Raw genomic sequence first — 21516 nt, 5'->3', positions numbered from 1 at the left:
CCAGTGAAGGGGCCACATTCTATTATCTAACTTATTTAAGACCTAATTTTTCTTTGTTATTTTTCATTTTTTCAGAACGAACTTCTACAATCTTATCCCAGTTGTTATCATTTAAAAATGTTTTGTAAGCAGCTAAGGTGCTGTCGAATGTAGCATCGTCTTTAGCGCGGATCATACTTACAAGCGTAGTGTTCCAAGTAGTATCAATTGCAGTAAGACTGCGAGCTTCAGGCGTTCCTTGAGCCGGGTTAATGTTTTCAAGAATAAAGTGTGGTTTTAGCTTTCCTTTGCCCCACTCTTGCATTTGTTTAATGGAATCTGCGAATGCGTCATTACTCAGCGCTTTATCGCGGTCATGTCCAAAGAACATAAATTCGCCCATCCGGTAATCTTTTTTGAATTTATCGGCATTATTTAATTGCAGGTCTTTGATTTCAGGCAAGAATTCAATTTTACCGCTGTCGTTAACTTTATAGGTCTCTCCTTCAATACCGTAGTTCATGAGCTTTTGTCCTTCGTCGCTGAGCAAATAAGTGTAAATTTGAATCGCTTTTGCAGGATCCTTAGCCTTTTTAGTAACATAGCTAATCATCCAACCTGTAATTCCGGATTGATTCAACGTTGGTTCATGTCCAACAGTACTTTGTGGGCCATCAATAGCGATATATTCCTTGCCTGGATTTTCTGTCATGAAGATTTGCAGGTTACCACTTTGTTGAGGGGTTCCATCCAAAAGTATTGTTGCATATTTACCGGATTTCACTTTTTCTTCAAAGGCAGTACCGTCATCAGCAAAACTGTCATCACTGATGTCACCATTTCTGTAGACTTCATTTAACGTTTTCAACCAAGTCAAGTAATCCTCATCCAGATTACGGTTGTAGAATTCGCCATTTTCAGTTTCCATCGGCACTCCGATGAAATCCTCCAATACATCTCCCAAAGAACCAGTGCCTGAACCAATGGAGTTAAAACCAAAAGGAATCATGTCCGGGAATTGTTTTTTGATTTGTTGCATAACGCTCTTGAATTCCTCAGGAGTTCCAAAGCTTGGTTTTCCAATGGCTTCGTAAACATCCTTGCGGATGACAAAGGCTGTTTTAGCAGGGATGTTACCGCTATCATAATCGTTTTGCGTATTGGAATAGTTAGGGTATCCATAGGTCTTGCCATCTGCTAACTGGAACCAGTTCATCGTATCTTTTTCTGCAACTTTATTGAAATACGGATCATATTTATCTGCCAGATCATTTAAAGGCAATGCCCAGGTAGCAGCTTTTTGTACGACTGGAGAGTTGGAATCAAAAATAGTCAACAGATCTGGCATTTCACCGCCGGCAAAAATCGTATTTAGCTTAGTGTCATCGCCTGTAATGAATTTAATGTTGATGTTTAAATCCTCTTTAATTTTCTTGGTGACAAGGTCTTTTCCGAAATCAGTATTCCACCAGTCTGCATTCACGTACCAAGTCAGATCTGTTGTTTCTTTTTTTGTATCCAGCTTCCATGCCGGTGTTTCCGGATCTATAGTATAACGGCCTTCAATGGAGCTTAACTCTTTACTGGAGCTGTCAGAATTACCTTTCGATCCACAACCTGTAAATACTAATACAACAGCCATAAGTGCCGTACAAAGTTTGAGTCCTTTTTTCCCAAATGCTTTGTTCATCTTTTGTTTCCCCCTAAAATGTTTTGTAAGCATTCACTACTTGGAGATTTACTTACTATTCCTTCACCGCCCCCATCATCATGCCTGAGATAAAGTACCTCTGTAATATTGGATACATCACAACAATCGGCAAAGTTGTAATGACAATTGTTGCTAGTTGAACCCCTTTAGTCGTAGTTTCGATAATCGCAGATCCACCAACATTTTGCATGGATTGTGTTTGCGACTGAACAATGATTTCATAGAGCTTCATCTGCAGCGGGTAGAGCGATTGATCGGTAATATATAACTTGGTAGTCATAAAGTCGTTCCACTGCCCAACCCCGTTAAATAACGCAATGGTGGCCATAGCCGGCATGGAAAGAGGGATAAAGATTTTTAGGAAAATGCGCCAGTCACCTGCACCATCAATTTTGGCTGACTCTTCAAGTGAATCCGGTACATTTCTGAAGAAGTTCATTAGAATAACTACATCATAATAACTGAACAAGGCCGGGATAATATAAACCCAGAAGCTGTTTAAGAGGCCTAATGATTTAATCAATAAATACGTAGGGATCATTCCACCAGAGAAAAACATAGTGATTACACCCATGGCAACATACAGCTTACGTCCACGTATGTATTTCTTACTCAAGCCATAACCGATCATGGCACAAAAGAATACGTGGGTAATGACACCAATGAATGTTTTGGCAAGCGATACTACGAATGCTAAACCAATGGTCTCATCTTGAAATACAGCACGATAATTTTCCAAGGAGAACTCTGGAGACCAAAATATGAATCCGCCTTCCGCAAGCGCCTTGCCCGAACTTAAAGAGGAAATGACTACATTCCATAAAGGAACGACAATAATGATTGTACAAATACAGAGCAGGATAATATTTAAGGTATTAAAGATTCGACTATCGAGATCTTCTTTAGCCACCGTACGATTCACAGAAATGCCTCCTTCTACAGAACTGATTGATTATCATTTAATTTACTGGATACTTTGTTGGCGCTAATCAGTAGGATGACTGAAACGATGGAGACACCTAAACCAACAGCAGTAGCATAAGAGAAGTCACCTTGCGTCATACCCATACGATACACATAAGAATTAATGACCTCCGCCTTAACGCGGTTCTGAGAATTCATCAATACCAGGGTTTGATCCAGATTTGATCCTAATAAACCGCTTACAGTCAGAATCAGATTTAAACTGATAATCGGTTTCATGTTAGGAAGTGTGATATTCCAAATTTGTCTCACACGGCTTGCGCCATCTATTTTGGCAGCCTCATAATAAGTAGGATCAATTTTCGACATAATGGCTAAGTAGAGAATCGTTCCCCAACCAGCCTCTTTCCAAATATCGGATAACGTTGCAATCCACCAGTATTTATTCGCATCAAGCAAAATATTTACCGGTTTCGAAATCAGTCCCAAACTGAGCATAATCTCATTAAACATACCGGATGAGGAAAACCAGGCAATCAGCATCCCGCCGAGAACGATCCAGGACAAAAAGTGTGGTAAATAAGAGATGGTTTGCACTATCTTTTTAAAACGTCCACCACTTAATTCGTAAATCATAACGGATAAAATAATAGGAATAACAAACCCTATGGCTAATTTCAGAAAGCTGATCCCTAATGTATTAACTACAGCGTCCCAAAAATATTTATCAGATAAAATAATTCTGAAATTATCGAGCCCTACCCAAGGTGCAGAATCGAGCGTATCAATTACGGTGTAGCTTTTAAAAGCAATCGTCAATCCGTAAATCGGAATAAAACAAAAGATAATCATAAAAATAATTCCCGGGATGACCATGGATTGAATTTCCCATTGTCTCTTGTAATCAATTACAAATTCTTTGACCCTCTGCCCCATAGGCTTTTTCCCGCTCATTGGATTCTTTCCGTTTGTTGGCACTACGGCTAATTTATCCACTTTTTCTTCTCCCCTCCAAATCATGATCCCCAAACAATAAAAACGTTTTTATTTTTTTGAAAAAAAACCCTCCCAAAACAACAAAATTATAAAAAATGATCGGGTGAAATCTTGAACCCATTACATATATGTGTTCTTACCGACCAATCTTTACTTGACTAGAACCTCTTACAACTAATTCCCCCGCCAATTTCATCATCTCGCCCTGTTCCTTCTTCTGGATCATGCGAACTAGGTGATTAATAGCCAAAATACCCTGTCTAGCAATTTGATTTCTTACAGTAGTTAAAGGCGGTGAGAAATACTGCGCAATATCAATATCATCAAACCCCATAACGCTAACATCTAGCGGAACTTCGTATCCATGCGATTTCAAAGCTTGAATACATCCAATTGCACTCAAGTCGTTCCCTGCTAAGAAGGCATCAGGTATTTTATCAGGACTATAGTGAAGGAAAGATTTTATAGCGTTGTAAGTGCTTTCTTCTTCAAAATATCCTTGTATAATATACTCTTCATGCGTGGGTAGCTGATACTGACGCAAAGCAGCTAAGTATCCTTCTCTCCGCTGAACACTGTCGTACATCTCATCTACACCAGATATGTAAGCAATCTTTTTATGCCCTAGACTGATTAAATATTTGGTCGCTTCAAACCCCGCTTCAAAGGAATCAAAAATCACGCTTCCCATCGTGTCGTTCTTAAGCGGCCGATCCAGAAATACAGCCTTGATCTTGTCTTTCACCATTGCGGCAATTTCTTCTTCGTCTATTCTCAGCTCTTCGTAGATAATGACACCATCCACTCGCCGGCCTAGAATATTGCTCATAATCACTTGTTTATCCTTGGTAACAAATACATTCAGCCCGTAACCTAGCCGATCACATTCACGCGACATGGACTCAACCAGCTTATAGAAGTATGGACCCGACACACTTGTTGTGAAAAAACCCAGCATTTTGGTTTTCCCGTTCCTAAGGAGCTTACCGTTCAGGTTAGGAACATAATTTAATCGCTTCGCAACCTTAAGAACATGTGATTTCGTCTCCGGGTTCAATACATCTACGTCATTTAACGCGTTGGAAACCGTAGAAATGGAGACTCCAGCCTCTCTGGCAACATCTTTGATCGTTACCTTTTCCATAATGATTCAATCTTCCTTTACGAATAAAAACGTTTTTATAGATTTAAATTAACATAAAAACGTTTTCATTACAATATATTTTTTATTTTTATTTTATCAGAGGTAATAATTGGTACACAAGCTTAAATTTTCTACAGAATCTTATAAAACTCCTTACCTGCAAACTCGAAATCATTCGTAATACACTCTAAACATAATGTCTTGCTCGTAATTCCCAAACCCACGGCCATATATGGTTAGTCCGCCTCTTCTCCGTCCGCTATTCTCTGCTGTTAAACGAAAGGTCCACTGATCCTGCTCTACTCGTACATCTTTCAGGGTAATATCTGAAATTTGCTGCCCATCCACAAAGGTTCCACCTGCATTAATCCGCAGAACCTTCAGCAAACCATATTGGTTAACATCTGAACGCCACCAAATGGGATTTAATCGTCCTCTAGTAAGGCCAAAGTCGCCCGGACTAGTCCATTTCCCTAAATCCTGTCCATTCATCATAAATCCAATATCCGACGGCCACTTCTCATTTACATGTGGAGCTTCGGAACCTATTTCCAGCGAAATCTCAATCTCCTGCACCACTTGATCTTGAAATAGATAATTTGGAATCTTGTACTCGATAGAACCTTTCGCAAACCATACTATGCCGGCATTCACCCGTTCCGGGTCCAGAAAATAACGCGGATCATCATAATAGCCGATCAGCTTCTCAGTAGTAGCAATCCCGCAGGTAGGTAAAGCCTGAATATCGGTATATTGCCCTACAGGGATAGACACCTCAACCACCTTTCTGGCAACTCCACGGGAGCCCGATAATTTAATCTGCAGGTAATTCGCAGACAAAGAACAATATTTATAGGTTCCTCCATTTACTCGTCTCATTTTAGAACTGATCAGGCCTGCTTTTTGCAGCTTTGCTACATGAGTACTAACAATTGCACTACTAAGATAGAGCTCCGCTGCCAGCTCTTTGATGTGCATCTCTCTGCGGTCCAGAAGTTCAATAATTCGCAGCCTAACTTCACTTGCCAGCGCTTCATACACCTGCAAGGATTCAGAATCTGTGGTTAAGTACATTCCAACGTCTCCTATGCTTATTGAATTAGCATTTTAACGAATCCTAAATTAATTCATTGCTTATTATAAGCGAAAATCAGTATCATGTAATCATAAAACAATTACTTAATTAGTGAAATCATTAATTCAACTAGAGGGAGCTGTACACTCATGCCAATTAAATCGACAATGATTATTGACAAAGATTTCAGACTAGCTGAAGTAGACCCGCGGATCTACGGCTCATTTATCGAACATTTAGGAAGAGCAGTATACGGTGGGATTTATGACCCGGGTCACCCTACTGCGGATCAGAATGGTTTTCGGAACGATGCCATCGAAGCTATTCGTGCCTTAAACGTTCCTATCATCCGTTATCCTGGAGGAAACTTTGTATCCGGTTACAATTGGGAAGATGGGGTTGGACCCAAGCATGAACGCAAGCAATCTCTTGAACTAGCTTGGTGGACCACAGAAACCAATCAAGTGGGTACCAACGAATTTGCAGATTGGGCTAAGCTCGTAGGCAGCGAAGTCATGATGGCAGTTAACCTTGGAACACGCGGCATCGATGCAGCTAGAAATCTAGTAGAGTATTGCAATCATCCTTCCGGCTCCTACTACAGTGACCTGCGGATCTCTCATGGGTATAAAGAGCCTCATGCTTTTAAGACCTGGTGTCTCGGAAATGAAATGGATGGTCCGTGGCAGATTGGCGCTAAAACCGCGGTCGAATATGGCCGGTTAGCGAACGAAACTGCAAAAGCTATGCGCTGGGTCGATCCAACGCTTGAGCTTGTGGCTTGTGGCAGCTCCGGCAGCAGCATGGACACTTTTGCCGAGTGGGAAGCTACTGTGCTTGATCTTTCTTATGATAATGTAGATTATTTATCACTGCATACGTACTACAATAACAACAATGACGACACACCTAATTTCCTAGCCCGCTCTATGGATTTGGATCATTTCATCAGCAGTGTGGCTGCCACCTGTGATTATGTTCAAGCGAAGAAAAAGAGCAAGAAGAAAATTAATCTGTCGCTCGATGAATGGAATGTATGGAAATCACAAGGCAGCAGCCGTGCCGAACAAAATTGGCAGATCGCACCGCCAGAATTCGAAGATGTGTACACACTTGAAGATGCACTTGTTGTGGGCTGCTGTCTTATTTCATTATTGAAGCATGCTGATCGTGTGAAAATGGCCTGCTTAGCGCAGCTGATCAATGTAATCGCCCCAATTATGACTGAAAATGGCGGACCGCTTTGGCTGCAGACTACTTATTATCCGTACCTGCATGCTTCCCTTTATGGTCGTGGAACCGTACTTCACCCACTGATTTCCAGCCCTAAATACGATTCCAAAGATTTCACTGATGTGCCTTACTTGGAAGCCATTAGTGTATACAACGAAGAGCTGAATGAAGTAACCGTCTTTGCTGTAAACCGCCATTTATCCGAAGGACTAGAGCTCGACGTGGATCTGCGCAGCTTCAGTTCCGTAAACATTATTGAACATATTGTACTGGAACATGAAGATATAAAAGCTGTAAATACCAAATCCATTCCTCATAACGTGATGCCTAGCCAAGGCAAAGCCGTTGTTGAGAGTGGACATGTAAAAGCCCTTCTCGCAAAAGCTTCCTGGAATGTGATTCGTCTGCGGGTGAACGGCTAAGTTAACTTGTAATAGTCATAGAAATGCCCCCATGAATCTTTAATAAGCCATAGATTCATGGGGGCGTCTTCGTTATTTTATTCTGAAAATTGTCACGGATTGCTTCGGAAACTCATAACTAAAGCTGCTTCCTTCTGTCTTAAAGCTGGTTTGTTTGGGAGAGACCTGCTGCTTATTCTCGAAGTTATTTTCGTCCTCAAGCTGGTATCCCGACATTTCATAGACTTCGATGGTCAGTGCTTCTTTTGCCAAAGATTCCAGTGCAACCTCAGCAGAAACACTATTCTCTTGTACGTTTACTGTCTTGAGGATAATATCCCCCGTTAAGTCTTCCACACTTGCCGTGTAATACAGCGGTTCGATGACCGGAAGTTTATCTTCTGTCTCATTCACCAGTTCTCCGTTAATAAAAGTACGGATCTGTCTGCCCACTACTTCTAACTTAAGATCGTATTCTACATCTGTTTCAACCGTAAACATAGCATGCGTCAGAACAGAATTTCTTCCGTTGATAATTGAGGCCACAATCGAATCCTGATTCTGCCAGCCACCCAGCTCCCAGTACAAATGATTCTGATCATCCGCTTTACCAAAATAGAAGATAAACCCTTTATTTCCTGCAGATCGTGTAGCCTTAAAATGCAAAGTATAGTTTTCCCACTCTGTCTCACCAAGCTCTAGTGTCCGATTAGCCGTTCTGTTCTGAGCAGGGTCAGGCAGATTTGAAACCTCCTCTGATAAGTCAGAATACGTCTTCACTTCTCCCGTAAGATTGTTGACTAATGTGATCTCGGAGAAACGAGCAGCGGAAGCATCCACACCGAAACTGACGGCTCCAGTGATCGCTTCCTTTCTGCTTTCCTTCGGTGCCGTGAAGCCATCTGCTTCCATCTTCAGCAAATGATCTCCCTGATGGTTCATGAATAACTTTTGCACATAATAGTTTGCCGTTCCGTACACTTCATGATTATTGAACCAGATCAGGTCCGGCTTCCAGTTGATATAATCCACATTGCAGAGCATTGGAGCATAACAAGCTAAGCCAACGGCATGCGCATTATTTTGCAGACCTGTCATAAATGCTGCTTCCACCAATGCATTGTAATAGGTATTGCCCCATGAAGCATATTCACCGAGGAATACCTTTGGTTCATCCGCTTTGAAGTCATCATAACGATGATGATTAGCCAGGAACCATTCAGGTGTACAGTAATAATGCTCGTCTACAAGGTCCGACTTGTTTTCTTTTGCCGACGTCCAGCCCCGTTCATATTCCTGACCGGCAGAGAACGGGCCGCTAGAATTAATGACCTTGATTTCCGGATATTTTGCTTTGATGGCTTGATGAAAGTAAGGATATCTCTCGAAAAAGGGTGCACCTACCTCTTCATTCCCAATGCCGACATACTCCAGCCCAAAAGGCTCGGGGTGCCCCAGTTCTGCACGAATGCCTCCCCACTTCGTGGAAGAATCCCCCTTGGCGAATTCAATTAAATCCAAAGCATCCTCAATCCAAGGCGTTAATTCATCCAGCGGTACCATCCGTTTATGATGCGGGTCATAGCCGCCCGGAAGAACGGGGATCGGCTTAGCTCCAATATCCTCACAGAACTGAAAATATTCATAATAACCTAACCCAAGCGTCTGATTATATGACCAGTTATTGCGTCTTGCCGGTCTTTGTGCAACATCCCCAATCGTATTCTTCCATCTGTACATGGAGTCTCTGTCATCTGGATCCAAGGAACCGTCATGCACCAGACATCCTCCTGGGAACCGCATAAATTTAGGTTTTAAATCAGCGAGCAGCAGCGAAATATCTTCACGCATGCCTCCGGGTCTATTCTTAAAGGTCTTCTCAGGAAACAGGGAAACCATATCCAGATATACCTTCCCGTTACCTTTGGTAACGATTACAAGACGACTGCTTGTGTCAGTGCTATTAGCTGTAATAACGGCTTCATATCGGGTCCATTCAGAGCTGCTTACGGCTATTTCCACTTCACCAAGAATGGTGCCGTCTGTGCTTTCGATGTTTACGGTAAGCGGTACATCAAAGCTTGTCTCCCGGCGGGCATACACCGAGAAGTTATAATTCTCGCCTTCTTTTACCGGAATACCACTGTTAAAGCCTAGATTCATCAGGCCTACGCCGTCACCTTCAGTCACAATATCGATGGCAACATAATGTTGGTTACGATCATTTAAGGGCTTGCTGTCTTCTACAGAGATATTTACCTTTCCATCTCCACGTTCTACAGGCTCCCAAGCCATCAGCGCATGATAATCTGCCCGGTCAATCGGGTCGAATTCAAAAGATCGGTTCTGAACTAGCTCAGCGTAAAGCCCACCATCGGCCGCATGATTCAAATCCTCGAAGAAGATACCGAATAGATCGCCTAACTCCGCCCCCCGCTGCTGCGTATGTATCGTCAATTTTCCTTCTGTCTTCATTCTTTTGTCTTCCTCCTTGTAAATTCCAATTTAATTTATATTTATATTACTTAGTTCATATCAATATAAATCATTATAATAACTCCTCTCTACATTCGTCAATTCGAAAACGAAAAACTGACACCGAATAACCCTCGATGTCAGTTCACACTAGGAAGCCCCCTAGTATAGGTTAAAAAGAATACGTAAATTGATAGCTGCCCGAACCTATTTCGAGTCTCACTCCGTTATCGACCAAGCTGATGCTGTGCACGCCTCTGGACTGCTTCACAGGGACTCCATTTTCTAATAACCCTAGTTGATTGGCTCCAGGCAGAACGACAATACCGTTGGTATTGGCAGGAATCGTAACTTGGATCACCATTCCATTATCCTCTGATCGCCGCCACGCTGACTCCACTTTTCCGTACATGGTTTCAAGACTAGCTTCTGCGTAATCCAGACCGGGGCCTGGCTGTGGCTTGATATGAACGATTTTGAAGCCAGGCTCCAACTCATCTGTTCCAATTCCTGCAACGTAACGATACAACCATTCACCTATTGCGCCATAGGCGTAATGATTGAAAGAATTCATATCTGCACTCCAGAAGCTGCCGTCCTCCTTGATCCCATCCCAATGCTCCCAAATCGTCGTCGCACCTTTCGTCACCTGATACAGCCAGGATGGATAATCCTTTTGAAAAAGAAGCTTATACGCGAGTTCATTATTTCCAATCTCGCTGAGCACAGGATTCAGATAAGGTGTGCCCACGAATCCTGTAGTCAGATGATCCTTAGCTTCAGCAAGCAGCTCAGTGAGCTTCTGAATTGCACGTTCTTTGGCGACCCCTTCTACAAGATCGAAACGTAAAGCTAATATCTGTGCAGTCTGTGTAGAGACGGACAACCTTCCCGCAGGTGTTATGAACTCATCACTGAATGCTTTTATAATTTTGGCGTGCAGCTCACTATAATAGTCCACGTCCTCCGATTTTTCTAAGGCTATTGCCGCTTTCAAAGTCAGAGAAACAGAATAGGCATAAAAAGCGGTGGCGACATAATCCCGATCTGTAGCTCCTACATAGCTGTCTGGCTTGGAATCAAGCGCCAACCAATCGCCGAAATGAAACCCAGTATTCCATAGATAAGGATTGCTTCCCTGTGCATAAATATAAGAAATCCATTGCTTCATGCTCTCGTATTGCTCTGCAAGCAGCCTTTTGTCGCCATACATTTCATAGATTGTCCATGGACAGATCGTAGCTGCATCTCCCCAGGCCGCAGAAGAATGGTTAGTATCTCCGTCGCCAGGAGGCGCTGCTCTCAGCTCTGGAATAAAAAACGGAATGCCGCCCTCAGGGGTTTGGTCTGCCTTCAAATCCCGCAGCCATTTCGTAAAGAATGGTGCCGTATTCATCAAATAAGAGGCTGTGCGGACAAACATCTGAGCATCCCCCGTCCAGCCGAGCCGCTCATCACGCTGTGGACAATCAGTGGGCACATCGAGGAAATTCCCTTTTTGCCCCCACAGGATATTGTGATGCAGTTGATTCACAAGTGGATCTGAGCACTGAAAATCACCCGTACGTTCCATATTGGAGTGCATCACAATTCCTGTGAAATCCTCTAGTTGAAGATCTGCTGAGAACCCACTAAGCTTCACATACCGAAAACCTTGGAAAGTGAAGTGTGGTTCATACGTCTCTTGCTCCCCACCTTTCAGAGTATAGCGGATGCACTGTTTCGCTTTACGCATATTCTCCGTGTAGAAATTTCCGTTCCGGTCTAATATTTCAGCATGCTGAAGTTCTACCGCCTGACCAGATTGACCTTTTAAATTAAATTTTAACCACCCTACCATGTTCTGGCCCATGTCCAGCACTCTATCTCCCTGCGGGGTAGTCAGCAGTGCAATCGGCTTCAAGGTTTCAACTTGTGTCACTGGCACATTTTCCTGAGCAACGATGATCGCTTTGGAATAATTAATAATCTCCACTGGATGCCAACCTTCTGATGAAGGATCGGTGATATCCAGCTCCAACCGAGCATCATAGGTTTCACCATTATAAATTTCAGACATCATAATTGCGCTTTTTGCAGCCTGCCAATTCTGATCTGAGCTAATAAGCTCATTTGAACCGTCTGCGTACCGGATATGAAGCTCCAGCAGAAGTGAAGTCTTTGATCCATAAATTTCCTTTTGATTATCCCAGCCCAAAAAACCTCTGTACCAGCCATTGCCCAACAGTGCGCCTAACGCATTCGCACCTTCATGCAGAAGCTTTGTGACATCATAAGTTTGATATTGCAGCCGTTTACTGTAACTGGTCCAGCCTGGAGTAAAATAATGATCTCCCACCCGACTTCCGTTCAGCTGCAGTTCATACAAGCCCAAAGCAGTAGCATAAATCCTTGCACTTTCCACTGGACCTTTTACATCCACGAATGTACGAAGCTGTGGGCAAATCTCAGAATCTTGTGAAAAAGAGGCTGTAGGAGCGCTGATCCACTCCGCCTGCCAATTCCCTGCATCTAATAGTCCGGTTTCAAAAAATGCAACCTCAGACCAACCCGAGTCTGTTGCATTCTGATTCCATGCCCGAACCCGATAATAGTAACGCGTGCGAGCTTCCAGCAGCAGACCTTCAAGCTCAACATGGATCGATTGAGAAGACTTTACTTCCTCTGTATCCCATAGCTTGCCTTGAAAAAGCATATTCTCAGCCACTTGAATTTGATAAGCAGACTGCATGCAATCCCTGTCATCTGAAACTAACTGCCAACTGATTCTGGGTACGATCACATCAATTCCTAGCGGATTTTCTTTGTACTCACAACGAAGCTTAGTGATTGCGAACATATAGATAAAAACCTCCTTCTATAGCGACAAATTAGTCTTTGCCCTATAATTATAGCTGCGTTACCGCTTTCATCACCCGGTAATAAGGACATCATATCCCTGCAATCATGCCATGAATCTGGAAGGGGGAATTCAATATGCAACGAACCACCGAGTTGTTCAAAAATGAAGTCTTTTTTCAAAACGATCTGCATCTGCTGGTTAACCGCTATTCAGAGAACTTCCATGCCCCTTTTCATGCACATGAATTTATTGAGTATTGCTATGTAGCTGAAGGAAGAGGTTTTCATCACCTTGAAAATGAGATCTTTCCCGTTAGAAAAGGAATGCTGTTTGTGATTCCTGTAGGTGCTCCCCATGTGTTCCGTCCAGCATCTTCTGATACTTTAGGGAATCGCCTGATCGTCTATAATTGCCTTTTTGATATGCAAATGGTGGAGCAATTAAATATCGTCCTTCAAGAGCCATCTATCCGGGAGCACCTAGCCACTCTTGGGAGTAGCAGTTCATCTTACTTTTCCGTCTCAGATCGAGATGGCTCGATTGAGCGCTTAATGCTGAATTTATATCATGAAATGTCGGTATCCGGTATGGGCTCCAAAACAATGCTTTACACCCTGCTGAGTCAATTAATCATAGCAGTGTACAGGCAAAAATACGGAGAAGATGACAAATCTACGATGGATATGGCAGACTTCACGCAAGTAATTCAATACCTAGAGCATAATCTGTCGGAGAAGATTACACTTGCCGAATTAGCCCGTATTTCACAGTGGAGCAGCAGGCATCTTCAGCGCATGTTCCACAAGCATACTGGCCAGTCCTTTGGGACCTACTTGAAGAATCTGCGAATGCATAAAAGCTGTGAATTGCTGCGTACTTCTGGACATAAAATTAATATGATTGCCGAGCTAGTTGGTTACCGTGACATCGACTCCTTTAACGCTGTATTCAAAAAAATAGTCGGCCAGACACCCATCGCGTACCGCAAGCTCTACAGATCATAAAAAAGCCGATGTCGTATGAACATCCATACAACATCGGCCCTATTAATTTATTGATTAGTGATCTGTTTAAGTAAAAACTCAACAAAATCAGTTGATTTAGTCTTACTGTCATCTTGTCCTAACGTTCCGATGATCATCTGGTTTGAATGGATAGGGAGTTCTGTAGCAAAATCCGTATCTGTGATATCTATGCCAGTAATCAGCTCTTGACCACTCTCCGGGTTAGTCATACGTTTCAAACGGTTATCATCAAGAGGAAGTCCTGCGGATTTAATAAACGACTCCAGATTTTGCAGTCCCGACTGCTGGCCAATCCATTCAAAAGTAGCATCATCCATAATGAGGATATCCGGATGATCGGCTGCCAGCATCGCCATAGCCCGCTGCATATAGCTCATATCCAAGGCTCCACCGTCCGTCCCACCTGTTGAGGGTAGATAAACGATTTCTGCCTCCACTCTCTTCCAAGCCGGGTAACGATTGATAATTTCTTGTTTTAGCTCTTCATTCTTACCTGACGAGTCCTGAGATTCATAGTTGCCTAGGAACATGATTCGAACATCTACCGGTGGAAGCGTAGCTTCATATTTTCTTTCCTGCCATTGATCATAGAGCGCTTTCCCCCCAAAGATAACTACCAGCAGCACGATAATAGAAATAATAGTGTGCGTTTTGTAGAGTCGAAAGAAATTCTCCGATTTTCGTGCTACGCCGGACATGGCTCCCCACTTCTCCAGCCGCTTGTCCTCTGCTTCCTGAATCTCCTTCTGATCCAAGCCATCTAGGATGGTTTTGTAAGCGCGGAATTCCTCTTCATAAGCTGCGACCTCATCTTCAGTAGAATTCGATCGACGGCGTTTCAAATGAATATCTAACCTTTTGTTCAATTCCTCCCGGGTAACGTCTTCAGGCAAGTTCAAACGCTCATAGGCTTGCTTTAGCTTCTCATTCAAAATGATGTCTCCTTCCTGATGCTTTTCGTCATTTCAGATTGTTAATTTGGTTCTATGTATTGAATTCTTGTGGCAGTAAAAGTATGGGCTAAGCCGCAAAAAAAACATCGCAGGAACTCAAGTAAACTATATCATGTTGTGCTAGACGGTAACAAGTAAGCGTTTATCTAATCCAAACCATGCAGCTGCTTAAATTGCTCAGGACTCATCCCTGTCAATCTTTTAAACACCAAACAAAAGTAACTAGCATTATCAAAGCCCACTAGCTGGGCAATTTCATACATTTTTTTATCGCGTCCATTAAACATAAGCTGTTTACTCAAATTGATACGTTGCTTATTGATATAGGTTACAGGTCGATCATGAATTGTTTTTTGAAAAAGCCTGCATAAATACTGTGGCGATACAGAAATAATCTCCGCCAGCTCCTTTAAAGGAAGCGTCCTATGCAGATTGCTCTCTATATAACGCAGCACCGGTTTGATTCGCTCCAATTCATGTGCCTCATTCAGAGGCGATACTAGCTTTCTTTTTAAATCCAGAAGCAATGCGTAAAGATGTTTAGATCGTGCCAAATTAGTCTCCAGCTCATTGCTATCTGGCAGCATAAGGATTTGCTTTAGAGGATTGAGCCATTGATCTTCTTTTAATCTAGCAGGACCAGACTCGCGGATGCCCGCATAGAGCAGCATTTGACCAACCTCTCTGCCATTGAACGAGACCCATGATACCTTCCATTCCTTCCCACTGATAGGGGCATACGAATGAGGAATATCCGGGAACAAAAAGAACACATCACCTGGACCCACGAGATATCGGTTCTCATGAATGATAAGCTCTCCCTTACCTTCGTGAATCTGATGTATTTGATAGTCTGGAAAGCCTGCAGGACGTATAGTTTCTGGCTGATGCTCCCAAAATCCAAGGGTTGTAGCATAAAGCGGCAGCATGATTACATCTTCTGTTTGGCAAAAAATAATTTTGCTCTCCATAAAAAGTCCTCGTTTCATATTTTGTTATCTGGGACTAAAATTCTTTTATTTATCCTAACATTACTTCAACTTATAATATGAATATAATAACATTACAATGATTATAAAGGAGATCAACTCATGCGAGCAAAGTTTGTCTACCAGCCACCTGCTAACGGTTATCCGGAATGGAATAACAACCCAGAGACTTTTGAATTGAATCGATTGGATGCACATGCCTCCATGATCCCTTACCGTAGCTTATCCCAAGCGCTAACTAACGATAAAGAAACCTCACCTTTCTACCAAACCCTCAATGGGCTTTGGAAATTCGCTTTTTCCGAAACACCGGATCAACGAATTGTGGATTTCTATAAAACCGATTTTGATTGCAGTACTTGGGATACAATTCCTGTACCGTCCCACTGGCAGTTCCAAGGTTACGACTACCCACAATATACAAATCTCCGGTATCCTTGGGCGGAATCCGAGCCAGAGCTTAAAGCCCCCTTTGCCCCAACAAAATATAATCCAGTAGGCTCTTATCTACGAACCTTTACTGTACCTGAGTCTTGGAACGGTCAACCGGTATACCTAAGCTTTCAGGGTGTTGAATCCGCTTTCTACGTCTGGGTAAACGGTGAACTTGTCGGGTACTGTGAAGATACATTTACTCCATCAGAATTCGATATCACCCCATATTTAGTGGCAGGGGACAACAAACTAGCTGTCGAGGTTTATCGTTGGTGTGATGCCAGCTGGCTAGAGGATCAGGATTTCTGGCGCCTGAGCGGTATTTTTCGGGAAGTCTATCTTTATTCTGCTCCTTCCGTTCATATTGCTGATTATTTCGTCCACACAGATCTGGATGAAAACTTCGTACATGCGGATTTAAATGTAGATATCAAGGTGGAAAATTATTTTAACGAGCAAAGCCCATATACACTGCAAATGCAGCTTTACAATAAAGAGGGCCAGCCTGTTTGGGAGACTCCTATCTCCGCTACGGGTTCCTTTGAGCAAGAAGGCGTTCAACAACTCAAGCTTTCTGCCCCGGTTGAGCAGCCTTTTAAATGGAGTGCTGAAACCCCTTATCTTTATACCTTAGTTCTGTCTATAAATGACAGCAACGGGCATACACAAGAAACGGTCAGCTGTAAGGTTGGATTCCGCAAGTTCGAGATTAAAGACGGACTTATGAAGATCAATGGCAAAAGAATCGTACTCAAAGGTGTCAATCGCCACGAATTCTCTTGCGACACAGGTCGTGCTTTAGCCAAAGAAGATATGCTGCGCGACATCCAATTAATGAAAACACATAATATTAATGCTGTTCGAACCTCCCATTACCCGAATCAGTCTGTCTGGTACGAGTTATGTGATGAATACGGATTATATGTGATTGACGAAACTAATCTGGAAACTCACGGCACCTGGGCATACAGCCAAGAAGGGTTGAATGACGGGAATGTCCCTGGAAGCAAACCGGAATGGCGGGCCAATGTCATTGACCGCTGCAACTCCATGATGCAAAGGGATAAAAACCACCCTTCAGTCATCATTTGGTCTCTCGGCAATGAATCTTTCGGAGGCGACAATTTTATCGCTATGCACGACTACCTGAGAGAAATCGATCCTTCGCGGCCGGTTCATTATGAGGGAATCTTCCACTGTAGAGAATCGGAAGCAGCAAGTGACATAGAATCTACTATGTACATTAAACCGCAGGATGTTGAAAAATATGCGCTTAATAATCCGAAAAAGCCTTATATCCTCTGCGAATACAGTCATGCCATGGGCAATTCATGCGGTGGGCTGCACTTATACTGTGACTTGTTCGACAAATATGATATTGTTCAAGGTGCATTCATTTGGGATTGGGTAGATCAAGCCATTCGGACCCACACCTCCGAGGGAATTGAATATCTCGCTTATGGCGGGGACTTTGGTGAATCGCCTCATGATGGCAACTTTAGTGGCAACGGATTGCTTTTTGCTGATCGTACGGTTACTCCTAAGCTCTTTGAGGTCAAAAAATGTTATCAAAATATTAAAGTAACGGCTGAAAATATCCTAGAAGGACTCTTCCAGATTCGCAATTCCTTCTTATTTACCAACTTAAAGGAATACGATCTCAAATGGGAAGTTCGTTTAGACGGAGTAACTGCACAAGAAGGCTTGCTGAAGATCTCATGTGCACCAGGTGAGAACATTTCATGCAAAGTTCCTTACGAGCTGGATTCACTGCGTGGCAATCATGAAGCAGTTCTGAATCTTTCCTTTATTCAGCCTTCAGCTACTATATGGGCAGAAGCCAATCACGAAATCGCTTGGGAACAGTTCATTCTGTCACCCCGTTTTGTAACCAATACCTCAAAGACAATCGCAGAACCACTGCGTGTCAGCGAGCTTGAGAATGTTTTGAATGTACAAGGTGATAATTTCGAACTGAGCTTTAGTACCACTACGGGTGCTCTGAACTCTTATCGTTCCTCAGGCAAAGAACGTCTGCTTGAACCTGTAAGAGCTAACTTCTGGAGAGCAGTCACTGATAATGATTGTGGTAATAAATTGCCACAGCGGTGTGCAGTATGGAAGCAGGCATCGCATAAACAACACTTAATCAGCTTTACATTTAGAACCGAAGGCTCTCTCTGTTTCGTCTCTGCCAGCTACCTTCTGGCTACAAGTCCGGATTCCACGCTTCGGGTCCAGTATGTGATTCGCGCTGACGGGACTTTAGAGATCACGCAAGAACTGAATCCGGGCAGCAGCGTTCTGCCAGAAATCCCTGAGTTCGGAATGATGTTCGTTCTAGATGGAAGTCTTGATACCCTGTCATGGTACGGCCGCGGACCTCATGAGAATTATTGGGATAGACAAACCGGAGCCCCACTTGGACGTTACACTGGTAAGGTCAGTGATCAATTCACACCTTATCTCAAACCTCAAGAGTGCGGCAACAAGACTGATGTCAGATTCGCTTCAATTACAGAGAGCAACGATGGAACAGGATTCTATTTTGAAAGTGCAACGCCTATCGAAGTTAATGCCCTGCCTTGGAAGCCTGAAGAACTGGAAGCCCATGACCACGTCTATAAATTGCCAGTCTCGAACAAAAGCGTACTAAGAGTTAACTACAAGCAAATGGGTGTTGGCGGGGACGACAGCTGGGGCGCACCAACTCACGAAGAGTTCACTCTGCCGGCTAATCGCCCGTACATCTTCCGTTTCACTGTCTCACTGCTCTAATCTCTTCCACTTATAAAAAAGGCCGTCTCTGGTTGGTTTCTACCACACAGGACGGCCTTCTTCTATTTATTTCACAGCTACTGTTCCTTGTCTGAATTCCGAAGGGCTTAAACCTACATTTTTTTTGAACTGTTTGGAGAAATAATAGAGATCGCTAAAACCAAGATCATGGGCAATCTCACCGACAGAACTTTGCGTCCCCCTCAATAGCTCCTTGGCCTTAGTTATCTTTTTTCGGGTGATATACTGAATGGGTGGAACTCCGATTTGCTGTTTAAATAGCCGGATAAAATAGTTGGGATGCATGTACGCAATCTCGGCAAGCTCGTGTATGGTGATATTTCGCTCGATATGAGCGTCTATGTACGTTAATACTTTCGTTAATTTTTCGATCGAGCTCAGATTCTTAAAGGTGATATCATCTACATCTATGTTCATAATAAAATAAGAGAATAACTCCATTAACTTACTTTTGGCTAATAAATGAGCATACACCGCATCAGATTTCATATGACTCGTTAGGCTGCTGAAAATCTTTTGGATTACATGAGGATCTACTTCTCTGCATACATGACTTAACTCTAACATTTTGAATAGATTAATGTCTCCGACTTTTGCGCTGAAATGGCACCAATACTTCTCAAAGGGTTGATCACTTATGCAAGAATAAGATTGCTTAACTCCCTCAGGCATCAAAAAAAGCTGACCAGGCTTCGGATAATATTCTCGATCTCCAATCTTTAACCAACCCTCCCCATCGCAAATAAAATAAAATTTACTATAGTCAGGTGTGTAGTCAAGATCTTTCCAGTCACGGCCACAAAGATTGTAATCAGCCATAATTAAATCAACCTTTAAATTGGATAAATAATTTGTAAGCAAAACATGGTTATCCATCCCTTACTCCGCCTTATCAGGTTAGTTTTGTACATCTAAAAGTTAATGTCCTACATTTTGATTCCCACATCTAATCACTAGAATGAAGAAGAAATAAACGTTTGAAAGGATGATTGCAAAATGGTGGATAAAAGCAAATATTTAAAAGTAATCGAAGATACGATCGCAACTGGAAGATTCAAAGCCGATTGGGATTCACTAAGTGAATTTCAAGTGCCTACGTGGTATGAGAACGCTAAGTTTGGTATTTTCATTCATTGGGGCCTTTATTCTATTCCGGCTTTCGCCAATGAGTGGTATCCCCGAAATATGTATATCCAGGGTTCGCGGGAATATGAACATCATCTTGCTACCTATGGCGAGCATAAAACCTTTGGTTATAAAGACTTCATCCCCTTGTTCAAGGCTGAGCATTTCAATGCTGAGGAATGGGCCAATCTCTTCAAATTATCTGGTGCCAAATACGTGATGCCTGTTGCAGAGCACCATGACGGCTTTCAAATGTATAAGAGCGCTTACTCTCACTATAACACATATGAGATGGGTCCTAAGCGGGATTTAGTCGGGGAAATGAAAGACGCTTTTGAGCAGCAGGGATTAGAGTTTTGTGTATCTTCCCATAGAGCTGAGCACTGGTTCTTCCTGTCTCATGGCAAGGAATTTGATTCCGATATCCATGAACCGCTTGTATGTGGAGATTTCTATTGGCCATCTATGCCCGAACCCGATCATCACGATTTATTCGGCTCCCCACCTAATCAAGAATTTCTGGAGGATTGGTTGATTCGCTGCTGCGAGCTGGTAGACAATTATCAGCCGAAAATCTTTTACTTTGACTGGTGGATTCATACAGCTGCCTTCAAACCCTATCTCAAAAAGTTCGCCGCTTACTATTACAATAAGGGAGAGGAATGGGGAACTCCGGTTGCAATCAATTATAAGCATGATGCCTTCATGTTTGGCTCAGCGATCCCAGATATTGAGAGAGGTCATTTCTCCGAGCTTAAACCTTATTTCTGGCAAACGGATACAGCAGTAGCTAAAAATTCATGGTGTTATACACCGGAAAATGATTATAAATCTGCCGTAGAAATTATCAGAGATTTAGTAGATATCGTAAGCAAAAACGGCAACTTGCTGCTGAATATAGGCCCTAAAGCGGACGGCAGCATTCCAGCTCAGGATCAGGAGATTCTGCTTGGCATCGGAGAATGGCTAAAGGTGAATGGTGAAGCAATCTATGATACGACCTACTGGCGCACCTTCGGGGAAGGCCCTACAGAGATCGTTGAAGGTCAGTTTACAGATGGGATCACGAAAATTTTCACTAATGAAGATATCCGCTTTACGGTAAAAGGCAGTTATCTTTACGCTACTGTTCTTGTCTATCCAAACAACGGTATAGTGCAAATCAAATCCCTTAAAGAAAACGCTGCGCACTTCCATGGGATGATTAAACAGATCAAAATCTTAGGTTTTGAGGAACAACCTGCATGGGAAAGAACCGATGAAGCCTTGGTTATAAAAACGACCTCGGTTCGCAGTGAGACTCCGGTTGTTCTGCGGATTGAATTGGATTAGAGACTTACAGACCTTCGTAACCTATAAAAAGAGTGTTCTTGCCCATCCAGCAGAGAACACTCTTTTATAGTTTTATAA

General features: G+C 42.8%; 14 protein-coding genes. 4 read left to right on the top strand and 10 right to left on the bottom strand.

From position 1 onward, the window contains the following. Window positions 1-31: 31 nt before the first annotated feature. The 5 genes from MHB56_RS25245 to MHB56_RS25225 form a co-directional block, all read right to left on the bottom strand. Window positions 32-1669: a sugar ABC transporter substrate-binding protein gene (locus MHB56_RS25245; protein WP_038569996.1), complete on the bottom strand. Its 1638-nt coding sequence runs from the start codon at window positions 1667-1669 to the stop codon at window positions 32-34. A 55-nt stretch (window positions 1670-1724) separates the two neighbouring features. After that, on the bottom strand, window positions 1725-2612 hold the full coding sequence (locus MHB56_RS25240; protein WP_036689738.1) for a carbohydrate ABC transporter permease: 888 nt from the start codon (window positions 2610-2612) through the stop codon (window positions 1725-1727). Window positions 2613-2626: 14 nt separating this feature from the next. Continuing rightward, window positions 2627-3568 carry an ABC transporter permease gene (locus MHB56_RS25235; protein ID WP_341144390.1) on the bottom strand — a complete coding sequence of 314 codons (942 nt, stop codon included), beginning with the start codon at window positions 3566-3568 and terminating at the stop codon, window positions 2627-2629. A gap of 178 nt (window positions 3569-3746) precedes the next feature. Then, entirely contained in the window at window positions 3747-4754 is a 1008-nt protein-coding gene (locus tag MHB56_RS25230) for a LacI family DNA-binding transcriptional regulator (protein ID WP_036689737.1), read from the bottom strand. 171 nt (window positions 4755-4925) lie between these two features. Beyond that, window positions 4926-5828: an ArsR/SmtB family transcription factor gene (locus MHB56_RS25225; RefSeq protein ID WP_248547998.1), complete on the bottom strand. Its 903-nt coding sequence runs from the start codon at window positions 5826-5828 to the stop codon at window positions 4926-4928. Window positions 5829-5978: 150 nt separating this feature from the next. Here MHB56_RS25225 and arfA point away from each other — a divergent pair, with 150 nt between their 5' ends. Beyond that, window positions 5979-7484, top strand: coding sequence for an arabinosylfuranosidase ArfA (gene arfA / locus MHB56_RS25220; RefSeq protein WP_339173253.1), 1506 nt, complete (start codon window positions 5979-5981; stop codon window positions 7482-7484). Window positions 7485-7556: 72 nt separating this feature from the next. On the opposite strand, the gene MHB56_RS25215 is transcribed toward arfA, so the two are convergent. Together MHB56_RS25215 and MHB56_RS25210 are read right to left on the bottom strand one after the other, a co-directional pair. Beyond that, window positions 7557-9938 (bottom strand): alpha-L-arabinofuranosidase C-terminal domain-containing protein, encoded by a 2382-nt coding sequence (locus MHB56_RS25215; protein WP_341144148.1) that lies wholly within the window; start codon window positions 9936-9938, stop codon window positions 7557-7559. Between the two features lie 172 nt (window positions 9939-10110). After that, window positions 10111-12777, bottom strand: coding sequence for a family 78 glycoside hydrolase catalytic domain (locus tag MHB56_RS25210; RefSeq protein WP_341144147.1), 2667 nt, complete (start codon window positions 12775-12777; stop codon window positions 10111-10113). Window positions 12778-12914: 137 nt separating this feature from the next. On the opposite strand from MHB56_RS25210, the gene MHB56_RS25205 reads away from it, so the two are divergent. Next, window positions 12915-13784, top strand: a complete 870-nt coding sequence (locus tag MHB56_RS25205) for an AraC family transcriptional regulator (RefSeq protein WP_341144146.1) — start codon at window positions 12915-12917, stop codon at window positions 13782-13784. 47 nt (window positions 13785-13831) lie between these two features. Here MHB56_RS25205 and MHB56_RS25200 read toward each other — a convergent pair whose 3' ends face one another. Together MHB56_RS25200 and MHB56_RS25195 are read right to left on the bottom strand one after the other, a co-directional pair. Then, the gene (locus tag MHB56_RS25200) at window positions 13832-14737 is read right to left on the bottom strand and encodes a hypothetical protein (protein ID WP_076133480.1); all 906 of its coding nucleotides are present in this window, start codon (window positions 14735-14737) and stop codon (window positions 13832-13834) included. Window positions 14738-14904: 167 nt separating this feature from the next. Next, window positions 14905-15729, bottom strand: coding sequence for an AraC family transcriptional regulator (locus tag MHB56_RS25195; RefSeq protein WP_076143215.1), 825 nt, complete (start codon window positions 15727-15729; stop codon window positions 14905-14907). Between the two features lie 120 nt (window positions 15730-15849). Between MHB56_RS25195 and MHB56_RS25190 the strand changes: the two genes are divergently transcribed. Further along, complete coding sequence (locus MHB56_RS25190; RefSeq protein ID WP_341144145.1) at window positions 15850-18960, top strand: glycoside hydrolase family 2 TIM barrel-domain containing protein; 3111 nt, start codon at window positions 15850-15852, stop codon at window positions 18958-18960. Between the two features lie 66 nt (window positions 18961-19026). On the opposite strand, the gene MHB56_RS25185 is transcribed toward MHB56_RS25190, so the two are convergent. After that, entirely contained in the window at window positions 19027-19857 is an 831-nt protein-coding gene (locus MHB56_RS25185) for an AraC family transcriptional regulator (RefSeq protein WP_341144144.1), read from the bottom strand. Between the two features lie 120 nt (window positions 19858-19977). Between MHB56_RS25185 and MHB56_RS25180 the strand changes: the two genes are divergently transcribed. Next, window positions 19978-21438 (top strand): alpha-L-fucosidase, encoded by a 1461-nt coding sequence (locus MHB56_RS25180; protein WP_341144143.1) that lies wholly within the window; start codon window positions 19978-19980, stop codon window positions 21436-21438. The last annotated feature ends 78 nt before the right edge of the window (window positions 21439-21516 follow it).

The organism is Paenibacillus sp. FSL H8-0315 (genome assembly GCF_038005365.1).
In the GTDB taxonomy this organism is placed as follows: Bacteria; Bacillota; Bacilli; order Paenibacillales; family Paenibacillaceae; genus Paenibacillus_AQ; species Paenibacillus_AQ odorifer.
This window is presented reverse-complemented; position numbering and strand designations above follow the sequence as displayed.